Genomic DNA, 14,119 nt, shown 5'->3' with positions numbered 1-14,119 from the left:
TCCTTCGCCAAAGGAGCGAGCGCGTTCTTCCTCTCGGTCACCTCAAATCGCTCACTCCCGGCGGCTATTCGGCTGCGTCTGCCTCGGCATCAAATTCGATCAGCGCCACGATCGCGTCTTTGCTCGCTGCGACGAAGGCCGGGTCTTTGTTCAATTCGTCGATTGTGCGCGGCGGATTCAGCACGATCGCACCATCTGAATCCTCAATCGCATAGGCGAGAAGCTCGGCGGCTTCCTCTTCGGCTTCTTCGATCGTCTCGCCGGCGGTGACGACACCCGGAATGTCGGGAAACGACACGCTGTAGCTGCCGTCGGCGACCTGATGGATCAAGGCGACGTAGTGCACCATCACACCCGCTCCACGAAGCTATCGACCACCTTCTTCTCGCCGGCCTTGTCGAACGCGATGGTGAGTTTGTTGCCGTCGATCTTGGTGACGTGGCCGTAGCCGAATTTCTGGTGGAAGACCCGATCTTTCAGGGAGAAGTCCGACTCGGTGCCGGTGGATTTGGCGACCAGTTCGCCTTCGATCGTGAGCGGGGCGCGGCGGGTGGTGCCGGACGAGTAGGACGAACCGCTTTCGCCGAAACCGCCGCTGCGGCCACCATTGCTGCCGCCACCGCTGCGGCCGCGATTGGCCTGGGCGCGCTGCCAACCCGGCGTCGAATAGCTCGAGCCGAACGACTCGACATTGTCGAACCGCGACGGGCCGTAGCCGCTCATGCCGCCCCAGCCTGAGCCGCCCTTCGACTCGGTGATCTCGACATTGGCGGCCGGCAGTTCATCGAGGAAGCGCGACGGGATCGTCGTATTCCAGGTGCCGTGGATGCGGCGGTTGGTGGCGAAGTACAACTTCGCGCGCTTGCGGGCCCGGGTGATGCCGACATGGGCGAGGCGGCGCTCTTCCTCGAGGCCGGCGCGGCCCTGTTCGTCGAGTGCGCGCTGATGCGGAAACAACCCTTCCTCCCAGCCGGGCAGGAACACGGTTTCGAATTCCAGCCCCTTGGCGGAGTGCAGCGTCATCACGCTGACGGCGTCTTCATCGGCGCCGCCCTCGCGGTCCATCACCAGCGAGATGTGCTCCAGGAAGCCCTGAAGATTCTCGAACTCCTCCATCGAACGGACGAGTTCTTTCAGGTTCTCCAGTCGACCGGCGGCGTCGGCGGAACGATCTTTCTGCCACATCTCGGTGTAGCCGCTCTCGTCGAGCACGATCTCGGCCAGCTCGGTGTGCGCCACCGCGTCGCGCTGCACCTGCCAGCGTTCGAAGCTCTCGATCAGGCCGCGCAGGCTGCCGCGCGCTTTCGGCTTCAGCTCATCGGTGTCGATCACCATCCGGGCCGCGTCGAACAGCGGGATGCGGCGCTTGCGGGCGTGGTCGTGCAGCATCTGCACGGTCGCGTCGCCGAGGCCGCGCTTCGGCACGTTGACGATGCGCTCGAAGGCGAGATCGTCGGCCGGCGAGTTGATCACCCGCAAGTAAGCCAGTGCATCGCGGATTTCGGCGCGCTCATAGAACCGCGGGCCGCCGATCACGCGGTAGGGGAGGCCGAGGGTGACGAAGCGGTCTTCGAACTCGCGCATCTGGAACGAGGCGCGCACCAGGATCGCGATCTCGTTGAGCGCATGACCCTGGCGCTGCAACTGCTCGATCTCTTCGCCGATAGCGCGGGCCTCTTCTTCCGAATCCCACGCGCCGGTGACGGTGACCATCTCGCCGTCGACATCTTCGGTGCGCAGCGTCTTGCCGAGCCGGCCTTCATTGTGCGCGATCAGATGCGAGGCGGCGGCGAGGATGTGACCGGTCGAGCGATAATTGCGCTCCAGGCGGATGACCTTGGCGCCGGGGAAGTCGTGGTCGAAACGCAGGATGTTGTCGACCTCCGCGCCGCGCCAGCCATAGATCGACTGATCGTCGTCGCCGACGCAGCAGATGTTCTTGGGGGCGGAGGAGGTGGCGATCTGCACTGCCTGCTCCCTCTCCCCGCGTGCGGGGAGAGGGGTGGGGTGAGGGGGCGTCTCCGCAGTCTGAGAGTCTGCGTTCTGCGGAGGCGCCCCCTCACCCGGATCGCTGCGCGATCCGACCTCTCCCCGCGCGCGGGGAGAGGTTTGGCCGGACGTCTGCGACAGCAGCCGCAGCCACAGATACTGCGCGACGTTCGTGTCCTGATACTCGTCGACCAGGATGAACTTGAAGCGGTTCTGATACTGACGCAGCACGTCGGGGTGTTCGCGGAACAGGCGGATGTTCTCCAAGAGCAGATCGCCGAAGTCGGCGGCGTTGAGGATCTTCAGCCGCTCCTGATACTGCGCATAGAGTTTGCCGCCGCGGCCGTTGCCGAACATCGCGGCTTCGCCGGCCGGCACCTGCGACGGCGTCAGGCCGCGGTTCTTCCAGCCGTCGATCAGTCCGGCCAGCATCCGCGCCGGCCAGCGCTTGTCGTCGATATTGTCGGCGGCGAGTAGCTGTTTCAGCAGACGGATCTGGTCGTCGGTGTCGAGCACCGTGAAGTTCGAGGTGAGCTGCACCAGTTCGGCGTGATAGCGCAGGATGCGGCCGCCGATCGAATGGAAGGTGCCGAGCCACGGCATGCCTTCGACCGCCTGGCCGAGCATCTGGCCGAGCCGCAGCTTCATCTCGCGCGCTGCCTTGTTGGTGAAGGTCACCGACAGGATTTCGCCAGGTCGGGCGCGGCCGGTGGAGAGGATGTGGGCGATCCGCGTGGTCAGCACCCGCGTCTTGCCGGTGCCCGCGCCGGCCAGCACCAGCACCGGACCGTCGAGTGTTTCTACCGCCTCGCGCTGCTCCGGATTGAGGCCGGACAGATAGGCCGGGCCGGCCGACGCGCGGGCGCGCGCGGCGATGCCGCCGGCAACGGGTTGGTAGCTGGAGACATCGAGAGACTGGCGTTGGGTCGGATCGGTCATGCGAATCGTTTTATCACCCGCAGCCGTGCTGCGGGGCTCGATGAAGAGCTTTCAGAGCAGGATTATCCGCCGATATAGGCGCAGCGCGCCGCGATTGACAGGCCGGCCCGGCGCCGGGCCCCGCTGACGGCGCCATTTCATGCGATTCCGTTCCGTGATTTTGCGCAAATAATCAGGCCTCGACGCACCAGCCCGGCCCGGAACTTTCGTTCCAGGCCTGGATTGTTTCGCCAAGCGGCGCGGCCGAAACCGGCGGCGCCTCACCCAAGAAGGCAGCCGCCTGCGGGTGCCTGAAGCGAAACGGAGGTCATCACATGTTGGGTTGGGTTGTGACGTTTCTCGTGGTTGCGCTGATCGCGGGTCTGCTCGGCTTCGGCGGCATCGCCGGCGCGTCGATCGAAATCGCCAAGATCATCTTCTTCATCGCGATCGTACTGTTCCTGGTTTCGGCGGTCGTGAGCATTTTCCGCGGTCGTTCGCGAGTCTAGGCCGCAGGTCGCTTCGAGGGCATCGCGATACGTCGTCCGATGCCCTCGGGTTGCGGCAGCGTCCGATGCGCCGCTGCCATCCGCGCCACCGACGCGCGAATGTCGTCCGGAAACGGCGCCACTTTGCGGCTCGCCATGTCGACATGCATCGACATGTTTTCCGACGTCGCCGACAGCCAGCCTTCCTCGGCGTGGCGCAGCTCTTCGAAGGTGTGAATACGTTTCTCGTCCGCTGCGACGATGTAGACCGAGACCCGCACCGGATCGCCGAGATGGATTTCCCGCAAGTAACGCACATGAGCTTCGGCCGTGAAGGTCGAGCCGCCGCGCGTGTTCAGATAGTCGACCCCGATCCCGAGTTCGCTCCAGATCTGATCGATCGCGCGGTCGAACAGCACGTTGTAATAGGCCATGTTGAGGTGGCCGTTATAGTCGATCCAGCCGGGCTCGATCTGCATCACCGACGACAGGAACGGCGCGGCCACGGTGCCGGTTTCGACGCTGCGATCTACTTCCAAAGTCAATCCTACCTCCCTTGACCCCTCCGGTATCCTTTGCCACGGTCGCCCCGTTTCCGAAGGAGTTTTTGTTGTGGGCCTGACCATCACCAACACGCCGAAGCGCGCCGAGCCGCAGGCCGTGGCAAGCGCCATTGAAGCGCTCGCGGCGCGGTTCGGCAACCGCCTCGTCACCTCGCTTGCGGTGCGCGAGCAGCACGGCCACACCACGACCTGGCTGCCGAACCAGCCGCCGGATGCGGTGGTGATGGCGCAGGAGACCGCGGACATCCAGGACACGGTGCGAATCTGCGCCCAGCACCAGGTGCCGGTGATCGCGTTCGGCACTGGCACCTCGCTCGAAGGCCACGTCAACGCCCCGGCCGGCGGCGTCTGCATCGACCTGCGCGACATGAACAAGATCCTGGCCGTCCACGCCGAGGATCTCGACTGCGTGATCCAGCCCGGCGTCACCCGCAAGGCGCTGAACGAGAACCTGCGCGACCAGGGGCTGTTCTTCCCGATCGATCCCGGTGCCGACGCTTCGATCGGCGGCATGGCGGCGACCCGCGCCTCCGGCACCAATGCGGTGCGCTATGGCACGATGCGCGACAATGTGCTGGCGCTGAAGGTGGTGCGCGGCGACGGCGAGATCGTAACCACCGGCACCCGCGCCAAGAAATCCTCGGCCGGCTATGACCTGACCCATCTGTTCGTTGGCTCGGAAGGCACGCTCGGCATCATCTCCGAGCTGACCATCAAGCTGCGCGGCATTCCGGAGACCATCGCGGCTGCATCCTGCTCGTTCCCGTCGGTCAGCGACGCCTGTCAGGCGGTGATCCTGGCGATCCAGACCGGCATTCCGCTGGCCCGGATCGAGCTGATGAGCGAATCCCAGGTCAAGGCGGTGAATGCCTATTCCAAGCTGACGCTGCCGGAGACGCCGCTGCTGCTGCTCGAATTCCACGGCAGCGAAGTCGAGGTCGGCGAGCAGTCGAAGAATTTCGGCGCGATCGCCAAGGATTGCGGCGGCGGCGACTTCACCTGGACGACGCGCCCCGAGGATCGCAACAAGCTGTGGCAGGCCCGGCACGACGCCTATTGGTCAGTGCGAGCGCTGCGTCAGGGCGACGGCGTCGGCGTCGTCGCCACCGACGTCTGCGTGCCGATCTCGAGGCTGGCCGATTGCGTCGGCGAGACCGAGGCCGATCTCAACCGGCTCGGACTGCTGGCCCCGATCGTCGGCCATGTCGGCGACGGCAACTTCCACTGCTCGCTGCTGTGCGACGTCAACGACGCCGCAGAGCTGGCGCGGGCCGACGAGTTCATGCACCGGCTGGTCGAGCGGGCGCAGGCGATGGACGGCACCTGCACCGGCGAGCATGGTATCGGCCAGGGCAAGCAGAAATATCTCAAGGCCGAGCTCGGCCTCGAGGCGCTGCAGGCGATGGCTGCGATCAAGCAGGCGCTTGACCCGCAGAACATCTTCAATCCCGGCAAGATCCTGCCGCAAGGGATTTGAACCACAGGATTTTCCGGCGGAGTGAATCCGCCGCTTGAAGTCGCTGTGAGTTCGCCACAGTCTGGCGTTAGGCGTTGAAATCACGAAGGGAAGGACGCCGGCGAGGGGCGTCGCAACGCCCCGAGGGGAAACTGCGTGCAGACGACGCTGCTCGGTCTGGCGATCGCGCTGATTCTGGCGCTGCTCGCCGCGCTGGTCGGACCTTATCTGATCGACTGGAATCAGTTTCGCACTCCGTTTGAAGCGGAGGCGACGCGGCTGCTCGGCACCCAGGTGCGAGTCACCGGTCCGCTCGATGCACGGCTATTGCCGACACCCTCGCTCCGGCTGCATGGGGTCAGCGTCGGCGGCGCCAATGATGCCGGCCGGGTCGGCGTTGCCAAGCTCGATGTCGAATTCAGTCTCGGCTCGCTGATGCGCGGCGAGCTGCGCGCCGACGAACTGTCGATCAACGGGCTGTCGCTCGATCTCGGCCTCGATCCGCAGGGCCGGCTCGACTGGCCGGCCGCCGGGCTTTCGAATCTGGCCGCTCTCACTGTCGACCGTCTCAATCTTACCGGCCGTATCGCGCTCCACGATGCCGCCAGCCGCAGCAATCTCGAACTCAGCGACATCGCGTTCTCCGGCGAGCTGCGCGCCCAGGCGGCGGCGCTGCGCGGCGACGGCAATTTCCTGCTGCGCGGCCAGCGCTATCCGTTCCGGCTGTCGACCGGCCGCGCGGCGGATGGCGATGCGATCCGGCTGCGGGCCGGGATCAATCCGGGGGCGGGTGGGGTCGTGGCCGATCTCGATGGCCTGCTCATGCTCGACCACAGCCGTCCGCGGTTCGACGGCAGTGCCTCGCTGGCGGTCGTCGCGGCCGCGGCGGGTGAAGCGCCGCGCGCGCCGTGGCGGCTCGCCGCCAAGGTCGAGGCCGATCCGGCGCTCGCCAAATTCGATCAGGTCGAGATGTCCTGGGGCGCGGACGATCGCGCGCTGAAGCTCACCGGCAGCGGCGAGGCGAAGTTCGGCGCGGCGCCGCGGTTCGCCGCCAAGCTGTCGGCCCGGCAGTTCGATGCCGACCGGCTGCTGGCCAAGCCCGGCGATGCGGCGCCGCCGCAGCCTTGGGCTGGGCGGCTGCGCGATCTGGCGGCGTCGCTGCCGCTGCCGCCGATGCCGGCGCAGATCTCGGTCGACGCCGATCAGATCATGATCGGCAGCCGTCCGGTCACCGATCTGTCGGCCGAACTGCGCGGCGATGAGCAGGCCTGGCAGATCGAACGGCTCGAGCTGCGCTCCCCCGGCGGCACCCGGCTGGCGCTGCGTGGCGGCGCCGGGGCGGCGGATGCAGGCATCACCGGCACGCTCGATCTATCGTCCACCGACCCCGATCTGCTCGCCGCCTTGCTGCAGGGCCGCACGCCGACGGCCGGTGGCGGATTGAGCAAGGCGCTGCGGATCGCGGGCGGCGTCCGCGCCGGCTCCGATGCGCTGGTGCTCGATCCGCTGACGTTGGAAAGCGGCGGCGATACGCTGCGCGGCCGCTTCGCCTACCGCGCCCGGCGCGACGATCAGGGATCGCAGATCGTCGCCGAGCTGAAGGGCGACAGCGCCGATCTCCACGCCGCGCTGCAATGGGCCCGGACGCTTGCCGGCCCTGACGGCGGCTGGCCGGAGCAGGCGAGCGTCACGCTCGATCTCGGCAAACTCGGGGTCGGCGATCAGGTCTGGCAGCCGGCGGCGGTGCGGCTCACTTACGATCCGCACCGGATCGCGCTCGACAAGCTGAAGCTCGGCACTGCGGGCGGGCTGCTGCTCGAAGGCGACGGCGCGCTCGATCGCGACAGCGCCACCGGACAGCTCGCCGTCTCAGCAAGCGCGCCGTCGCTCGGTCCGATCGCGGCCGTGATCGATCCGTTCGCACCGGCCATCGCTGCGCGGCTGAAGGCGCTGCCGGCCGAGTCCGGCAACGTGCGCGCCAAGCTCGCGCTGGGTGTCGAGAAGGCGAGCCGGACGCCCGATCGTGTCGATGCCATCGGTACGCTCGACCTGGCTGCGCCGCAAATCAGCGGCAGGGTGACGGCGAAAGCGAGCCCGGCCGCCGCCGATCTGCGCAAGCTCGATCTCGATGCGCTGGCGCGCAGCGAGTTCAATCTCGACGGCGAGCTGTCTGCGCCGCGCGGCGAGACGTTGCTCGCGGTGCTCGGGCTCGACCATGTTATCGCCGCCGGCGACGGCGCGGCAACGCTGCAGGCCTCGGGCACCGGCAAATGGCGCGGCGCACTGCATGGCAAGGTGAAGCTCGCCGCGGCGGGACTCGATGCCGAGGCGAGCGGCGAGATCGAACCGTTCGCGGCCGAGCCGAAAGCGGCGCTGTCGCTGAATGCGCGCAAGCTCGACCTGTCGCCGTTGTTCGACTTGCCGGCGGCCGGCGCGCCGTTGTCGCTGGCGACGCAGCTTGCGGTCGCTGGCAGCACATGGAACTTCAAGGACATCGACGCCGGCATTGCCGGCTCGCGGTTGCGCGGCCGGCTGAAGCTGACGCGCGGACAAACCGCCGAACTCGACGGCGAGGCGGGGCTCGATACGCTGCCGCTGGGACCGGCGTTGCAACTCGCGCTCGGCGCGGCCGGACGCCCGGACGACGAGCCGCTCGGGCAGGGCTGGCTGCGTGGCTGGCGTGGCAAGATCGCGTTCCAGGCGGTGCGGGCCGAGCTGCCGGGCGGCAGCGAGCTGCAGCCGCTGCGCGGCGTGGTGCGCAGCGACGGACGATCGCTGACGCTCGACGGCAACGGCAAGCTCGGCGGCGGCGAAGTCAAAACAGTGCTGACCGTCAAGCCCACCGATGCCGGCGTCGCGCTCGACGCGCAGCTCAGCGTCAGGGATGCCGATGCCGCGACGCTCCGCGACGGCCCGCTGGCGATGCCTCCAGGGAAGTTGTCGCTGCAAGGCACGTTGGCGAGCAGCGGCCGCAGCGCCTCGGCGCTGATCGGTGCGCTGTCGGGCGGCGGCACGGTGATGCTGTCGCGCGCAGCCGTTGCCGGGCTCGATCCGAACGCATTCGCGGTGGCGATCCGCGCCGCCGATCAGGGGCAGCCGATCGACACTGATCATCTCGCCAAGCTGGTCGAGCCGGCGCTGATGGCGACGCCGCTCAAGGTCGAGACTGCGCAGTTTCCGGTGAGCGTCAGTGACGGCCGTCTGAAGCTGTCGCCGGCCACGCTGCAGGCCAAGGACGCTCGCGCGGTGATCTCGGGTGGCTACGACATCGCCGCCGGCCAGGCCGACCTGCGTGTCACGCTGACGCCGACCGAGCCGGCGCAGGAACTGCCGCCGGAGATTCGGATATTCGCAGCCGGGCCGCTGGATCGCATGGAGTGGAGCCGTGATCTGTCGGGGCTGTCGTCCTGGCTGTCGATCCGCCGAATCGACCGCGAGACCCGCAAGCTGCAAATGCTGGAACAGGGCAGCAAACCGCTGGTCGCCACCGACTCGCCGGGCTCTTCTCCGACTCCGGCCCAACCTGGCCGCCCCCCCGAGCAGACCTCAAGTCTGCCGCGGCCGACCGCGTCGTCCAATCCGGAATCAGCATCGCCCGCAACGGCACGCACGCCGCCCGACACCCCTCAGGCTGCACCGCGGGGCGCTCCGGCGTCAGCAGTGCCAGCGACCGGACAGGGAACCGGGCTCAGCACCGCGCTGCCGCAGACGCCGCCGTTGCCGGACGCCGATCCGCGCCGCGCTACACCGAAGCCACGCGCCCAGCCGCAGCGACCTGCGTCGCCTCAGCCGAAGATGTCGCCTCAGTCGCAAACGCCACCTCAGCCACAAGCATCGACCGCCGCGCCCTCGACACCGCGCGAAAAGCTCGCGCCACTGCCGCCGCCGTTGGAGATCAAACCCGCACCAGGAGACGCGCGCCCGTCAAGGCCACGTCCGCCTTTGGCGTTGTCGCCCTCAAAGGGGAGGGCGACCGACTGAACAGCGCACCGATCTGACGATCAGTGCGCCGTCAGTGAGCTTTCGGTCTTGGTATCAGCCACTGCCTGCTGCTGCGCCTGCAAGGCGCGGCTGCGGAAGTAGTCCAGCACGAACAGCCGGATCGCCGAAGACAGGTTGCCCTGCTGACGATTGCTGTCGATCTCCCCGACGAGCTCGGACAAAGTCATGTCCCGCACGCCAGAGATCTCCTTCATGCCGTTCCAGAAGGCTTCTTCGAGGCTGACACTGGTCTTGTGGCCCGCGACCACGATCGACCGTTTCACTACCGGCGATTTCATGACGCGTCCTCGCCACCGATTTTGTGTTGATCGAGCAGTTGATTGGCGCGGCTAGCGTGATGCTGGTCGAACTCGCGCTGCGATTTGGTCCTGCCAAATCTTGCGCGATTAGTGTCTGCGAGTTTCGCGGCTGCTTCCCGCTCGGCTCGCTTCTTGAAGCGTTTCAAATTGACCACGTCGGCCATCTCGTCACCCATTATCGATTAAATCGGCAACGGGCGTCGCCTACCAGGCGGGCACGAATGCACGAAGCCATAAGAGGCTCGATCACCATCAAGAACAAAACCATATCACTGCTTGGATGCGGACCGACACTTATTCCGTAAATCGAATAAGGCTGTCGAACCACAACGCCGCAGATGCAAGTTGACCAATCTGCGCGAGCAAGGGATATGATTTACATCAATTTCCGAAAGGGCTTTTTTACAACTCCGGGAACGCGTTGTATGGTCAGCCCGGATGCGTCATTTTGTCCGGGCGTACCAATCGGTCGAAGTCGGCGGCGCTGATCAGCCCGGAGCGCACCGCTTCCTCCTTCAAGGTCGTACCACGCTGATGAGCCGCCTTGGCAATCTTGGCGGCGTTGTCGTAGCCGATGGTCGGCGCCAGTGCGGTGACCAGCATCAGCGAACGCTGCATCAGCTCGCCGATCCGCTGCTCGTCGGCGCGGATGCCGTCGACGCAGTTGGTGGTGAACGAGCGCGCCGCGTCGGCCAGTAGTCCGATCGATTGCAGCATCGCCTGCGCCATCACCGGCTTGTAGACGTTGAGTTCGAAATGGCCCTGGCTGCCGGCGACGGTGAGCGTGGTGTGATTGCCGAAGACCTGGCAGCACACCATGGTCATCGCCTCGCACTGGGTCGGGTTGACTTTGCCGGGCATGATCGACGAGCCGGGCTCGTTCTCGGGCAGGATCAGTTCGCCGAGGCCGGAGCGCGGACCGGAGCCAAGCAGGCGGATGTCGTTGGCGATCTTGAACAGCGCGGTGGCAGCGGCGTTCAGCGCGCCGTGCACGAACACGTAGGCGTCGTTGCCGGCGAGCGCTTCGAACTTGTTCGGCGCGGTGACGAACGGCAGCTTGGTGAGCGCGGCAGCGCGCTTGGCGAACGCCTTGGCAAATTTCGGATGCGTGTTCAGCCCGGTGCCAACCGCGGTGCCGCCCTGCGCCAGCGGATACAGCTCCTTCAGCACCGCCTTGACCCGGGCGATGCTACTTGCGAGCTGCGCCGCGTAGCCGGAGAACTCCTGGCCGAGCGTCAACGGGGTGGCGTCCTGGGTATGGGTGCGGCCGATCTTGACGATCTTGGCGAACGCCTTTTCCTTCTTGCGCAGCGCGTCGTGCAGCAGCGTCAGCGCCGGGATCAGGTCGGTGGTGATCGCCTGCGCCGCGGCGATGTGCATCGCGGTCGGGAACGAGTCGTTCGACGACTGGCTCATGTTGACGTGATCGTTGGGATGCACGGGCTTCTTCGACCCGCGCTCGCCGCCGAGCAGTTCGTTGGCGCGATTGGCGATCACCTCGTTGAGGTTCATGTTGGTCTGGGTGCCGGAGCCGGTCTGCCACACCACCAGCGGGAAGTGATCGTCATGGGTGCCTTCGATCACTTCGCGGGCGGCGCGGACGATGGCGCCGGCGCGGCGGTTGTCGAGCAGGCCGAGCTCTTTATTTGTTTCGGCCGCCGCCAGCTTGACGATCGCCAGCGCCCGGATGATGCCGATCGGCATCCGCTCGGTGCCGATACGGAAATTCTGCCGCGAGCGCTCGGTCTGCGCGCCCCAATAGCGGTCGGCGGCGACATCGATCGGACCGAAACTATCGGTCTCGCTCCGGGTCGCTGTGGATCGCGCGGGGCGGGGAGAGCGGGGCGTGCGGGCCATGATCGTCGTCCTGAAGGCTGGGGATCGAAGGTAAGCGGGGCAGCGTCATCCGGCAACGCTTCGCACGCCGGAGCGATCCAGCGTGCAGACGACAGATGATCGGCGGTGCCGTTACTTCTTGCGGAAGCGGTCGAGCCGCACCACCTCGGCGCCTTCGCCCGAGCGGGGAGGCTCGTCGTCGGATGGCGGGTCGTCGGTCGCGGTCGCCGACGGCAGCGCCACAGGCGCCGGAGCCGCGGTCACCAGTTCGCCGGCCTCCTCGGACTCGTCGTTGTCCTCGGCCTCATCGGCCGCTTCGAACTGCAGCCCGAACTTCACCGACGGATCGAAGAAGCTCTTGATCGAGGCGAACGGCACCACCAGACGCTCCGGGATGCCGCCGAACGACAGCCCTACCTCGAAACGGTCTTCGGTGACCACGAGGTCCCAGAACTGATGTTGCAGCACCACGGTCATTTCTTCGGGGTATTGCGCCAGCAGCCTCGGCGACAGCTTCACGCCGTCGGCCTTGGACTGGAACGTGATGAAGAAATGATGCTCCCCGGGCAGTCCGTGCTGAGCGACGTCGGTGAGGACGTGCCGCAGCACGCCACGCAAGGCGTCGCGGGCCAGCACGTCGTATCGAATGTGGTCGGTGGCCATGTGGTCGTCCCGTGTCGTCGTCCCGTCGCTCGGATACCCGAAGGCTGCTGCCTCGAGGCTGGTTCGGCACTGGGGGTGTGGCCCGACTCGCGCCGATCATCATGCTACCCCGGCCGCTGTCCACGGTCAGCATCAATCGCGGCTGAATTGTGCGCCGCGGCGCCGGAGAAGTGGGCAGTAAGCCACCATCCAGCCTGCAAAATTCTGAACGAGCCAGGCGTGATTAGAATGAGTGGAGGCTTCTGTTGCCAGGTGCCTCCGAACCCCGCCTAACGGAGCTTAACCCGTTAGGGCTTTAGAGTGGTCTTTCAAACTGCGTTACGCAGCCTGAGCAACCGGAGCATAGTTGTCGTTGGCAACTATTGCAGTAGCCCGATAACGGCGGAACAATACCGGGAAAAAGCAAGCCCTTTACGCCCTCGTCGATCCTATTTCGCCCCCGCCGAAACCCGCCGTCCGCAAGGAGGATGACGGGCTTGGGTGGAGGCGCCGGGTACCGCCCCCGGGTCCGAATGGTTTATTACGACGGCCATTTATTTCCATAGTCGGGTTACCCCGACGCACCCAATATAGGGTGCAATCCCCGCCGGCGAAAGGGCCTCGCTGCCAAGCACTTGTGGGCACGCGCGGAAGATCTTCCGTGGACTTGGTCCAGGTCCGGGCAGCTTGGCGGTACGCGAACAGGGGGCCGGCGGAAAAGCCGGTGGTTGCGTCCAGTGCGGCGGTCTAAAGCTACCGAATGGCCCTCACCGACGCTTCCGATCGCGACCCGACAGACGCCCCGATCACTCCGGCGCCCGGCCTCGGCGAGCTGTTCGTCGCGTTCGCCAAGATGTCGCTGGCCGGATTTGGCGGCGTCCTGGTGTGGGCGCGGCGAGCGATCGTCGAGCAGCACCGCTGGATGACGGCGGAGGAGTTCAACGAGACCTTCGCACTGTGCCATTTCCTGCCGGGGCCGAACATCGTCAATCTGTCGGTGGTGTTCGGAGCGCGGTTCCGCGGCATCCCCGGGGCGATTGCGGCGTTTGCCGGGCTGGTCGGCCCACCGCTGCTGATCGTGACGCTGCTGGCGGTGCTTTACGCCCACTACGGCGAGCTCGAGGCGTTGCGGCGCATTCTCGCCGGGGTGTCCTACGCGGCGATCGGGCTGTTGTTCTCCGTCGCGTTCAAGATGCTGCTGCCGCTGCTGCGCAAGCGCGATCCGGTCGCGATCGGGCTACTTGTGGCCGTCTTCCTCGCCGTCGGCGTGCTGCGGCTGCCGATGCCGTGGGTGCTGGCGGTCGCGGTCCCATGCAGCATTGGCGCCACTTATCTGCTGCGGAGGCGCACCGCATGACCGGGACGCCTTCGCTCGGCGGTCTCGCCGTGACCTTCAGCACGATGTCGCTGTTCGCGATCGGCGGCGCCAACGCCGCGCTGCCGGAAATCCACCGTGCCGCCGTCACCCTCAATCACTGGCTGACCGAACAGCAATTCGCCGACGCCTTCGCGATCGCTCAGCTCTCGCCTGGCCCCAACGTGATGATCGTCGCGCTGATCGGCTATCAGGCAGCCGGGCTCGCCGGAGCGCTGGTGGCGACGCTCGGGATGTGCGGGCCGAGCGCGACGCTGGCCTATCTGGTCAGCCGGGTGCTTGGCCGTGCGACGACGTCTCGCTGGCCGGCGATCATCCAGGCGGCGCTGGTGCCGCTCTCGATCGGCCTGATGGCGGCGAGCGGTCTGATCCTGGCTCTGGCGTCGGACCGGTCCGCAGCATCGCTGACACTGACGGCGATCGTTGCTGTGCTGGCAGCTGTGACCGGGATCAATCCGCTGTGGCTGCTGCTCGCTGGCGGCGTGTTGGGCTTCGCCGGCGTTGTTTGAACCAGGCCGATAGGCCAAAGACAGAAGATGCCGCTCCCGAGC

12 protein-coding genes and 1 other RNA gene are annotated in these 14,119 nt (G+C 66.6%); 5 read left to right on the top strand and 8 right to left on the bottom strand.

The genetic code is table 11. The features are described from left to right. Positions 1-64: 64 nt before the first annotated feature. The gene (locus tag M9H71_RS01005; protein ID WP_455403263.1) at positions 65-349 is read right to left on the bottom strand and encodes a type II toxin-antitoxin system HicB family antitoxin; all 285 of its coding nucleotides are present in this window, start codon (positions 347-349) and stop codon (positions 65-67) included. After that, a complete protein-coding gene (locus M9H71_RS01000) occupies positions 349-2,928 on the bottom strand; it encodes an ATP-dependent helicase (protein ID WP_455403262.1) in 2,580 nt (859 codons plus the stop codon). The genes M9H71_RS01005 and M9H71_RS01000 overlap by 1 nt, the downstream gene beginning before the upstream one ends. Before the next feature lie 314 nt (positions 2,929-3,242). Here M9H71_RS01000 and M9H71_RS00995 point away from each other — a divergent pair, with 314 nt between their 5' ends. Then, complete coding sequence (locus M9H71_RS00995) at positions 3,243-3,416, top strand: DUF1328 domain-containing protein (RefSeq protein ID WP_455403261.1); 174 nt, start codon at positions 3,243-3,245, stop codon at positions 3,414-3,416. On the opposite strand, the gene M9H71_RS00990 is transcribed toward M9H71_RS00995, so the two are convergent. Further along, a complete protein-coding gene (locus M9H71_RS00990; RefSeq protein ID WP_455403260.1) occupies positions 3,413-3,940 on the bottom strand; it encodes a thioesterase family protein in 528 nt (175 codons plus the stop codon). The genes M9H71_RS00995 and M9H71_RS00990 overlap by 4 nt on opposite strands. Positions 3,941-4,007: 67 nt before the next feature. Between M9H71_RS00990 and M9H71_RS00985 the strand changes: the two genes are divergently transcribed. Continuing rightward, on the top strand, positions 4,008-5,435 hold the full coding sequence (locus tag M9H71_RS00985) for an FAD-binding oxidoreductase (protein ID WP_455403259.1): 1,428 nt from the start codon (positions 4,008-4,010) through the stop codon (positions 5,433-5,435). 135 nt (positions 5,436-5,570) lie between these two features. Next, positions 5,571-9,395: an AsmA family protein gene (locus M9H71_RS00980; RefSeq protein WP_455403258.1), complete on the top strand. Its 3,825-nt coding sequence runs from the start codon at positions 5,571-5,573 to the stop codon at positions 9,393-9,395. A 20-nt stretch (positions 9,396-9,415) separates the two neighbouring features. On the opposite strand, the gene M9H71_RS00975 is transcribed toward M9H71_RS00980, so the two are convergent. From M9H71_RS00975 to ssrA, 5 genes are all read right to left on the bottom strand, one after another. Next, positions 9,416-9,694, bottom strand: coding sequence for a ribbon-helix-helix domain-containing protein (locus M9H71_RS00975; RefSeq protein ID WP_164605134.1), 279 nt, complete (start codon positions 9,692-9,694; stop codon positions 9,416-9,418). Then, positions 9,691-9,879 (bottom strand): DUF4169 family protein, encoded by a 189-nt coding sequence (locus M9H71_RS00970; RefSeq protein ID WP_455403257.1) that lies wholly within the window; start codon positions 9,877-9,879, stop codon positions 9,691-9,693. Before M9H71_RS00970 ends, M9H71_RS00975 begins: the two co-directional genes overlap by 4 nt. Positions 9,880-10,144: 265 nt before the next feature. Then, positions 10,145-11,572: a class II fumarate hydratase gene (fumC, locus tag M9H71_RS00965; protein WP_455403256.1), complete on the bottom strand. Its 1,428-nt coding sequence runs from the start codon at positions 11,570-11,572 to the stop codon at positions 10,145-10,147. A 111-nt stretch (positions 11,573-11,683) separates the two neighbouring features. Then, positions 11,684-12,214 (bottom strand): SspB family protein, encoded by a 531-nt coding sequence (locus M9H71_RS00960; RefSeq protein ID WP_455403255.1) that lies wholly within the window; start codon positions 12,212-12,214, stop codon positions 11,684-11,686. Positions 12,215-12,445: 231 nt separating this feature from the next. Next, positions 12,446-12,813, bottom strand: a transfer-messenger RNA (tmRNA) gene (gene ssrA, locus M9H71_RS00955). 140 nt (positions 12,814-12,953) lie between these two features. Here ssrA and M9H71_RS00950 point away from each other — a divergent pair. Together M9H71_RS00950 and M9H71_RS00945 are read left to right on the top strand one after the other, a co-directional pair. Then, positions 12,954-13,550 (top strand): chromate transporter, encoded by a 597-nt coding sequence (locus M9H71_RS00950; protein ID WP_455403254.1) that lies wholly within the window; start codon positions 12,954-12,956, stop codon positions 13,548-13,550. After that, positions 13,547-14,077 carry a chromate transporter gene (locus M9H71_RS00945; protein ID WP_455403253.1) on the top strand — a complete coding sequence of 177 codons (531 nt, stop codon included), beginning with the start codon at positions 13,547-13,549 and terminating at the stop codon, positions 14,075-14,077. The genes M9H71_RS00950 and M9H71_RS00945 overlap by 4 nt, the downstream gene beginning before the upstream one ends. The last annotated feature ends 42 nt before the right edge of the window (positions 14,078-14,119 follow it).

This window comes from Rhodopseudomonas parapalustris, assembly GCF_053772255.1.
This window is presented reverse-complemented; position numbering and strand designations above follow the sequence as displayed.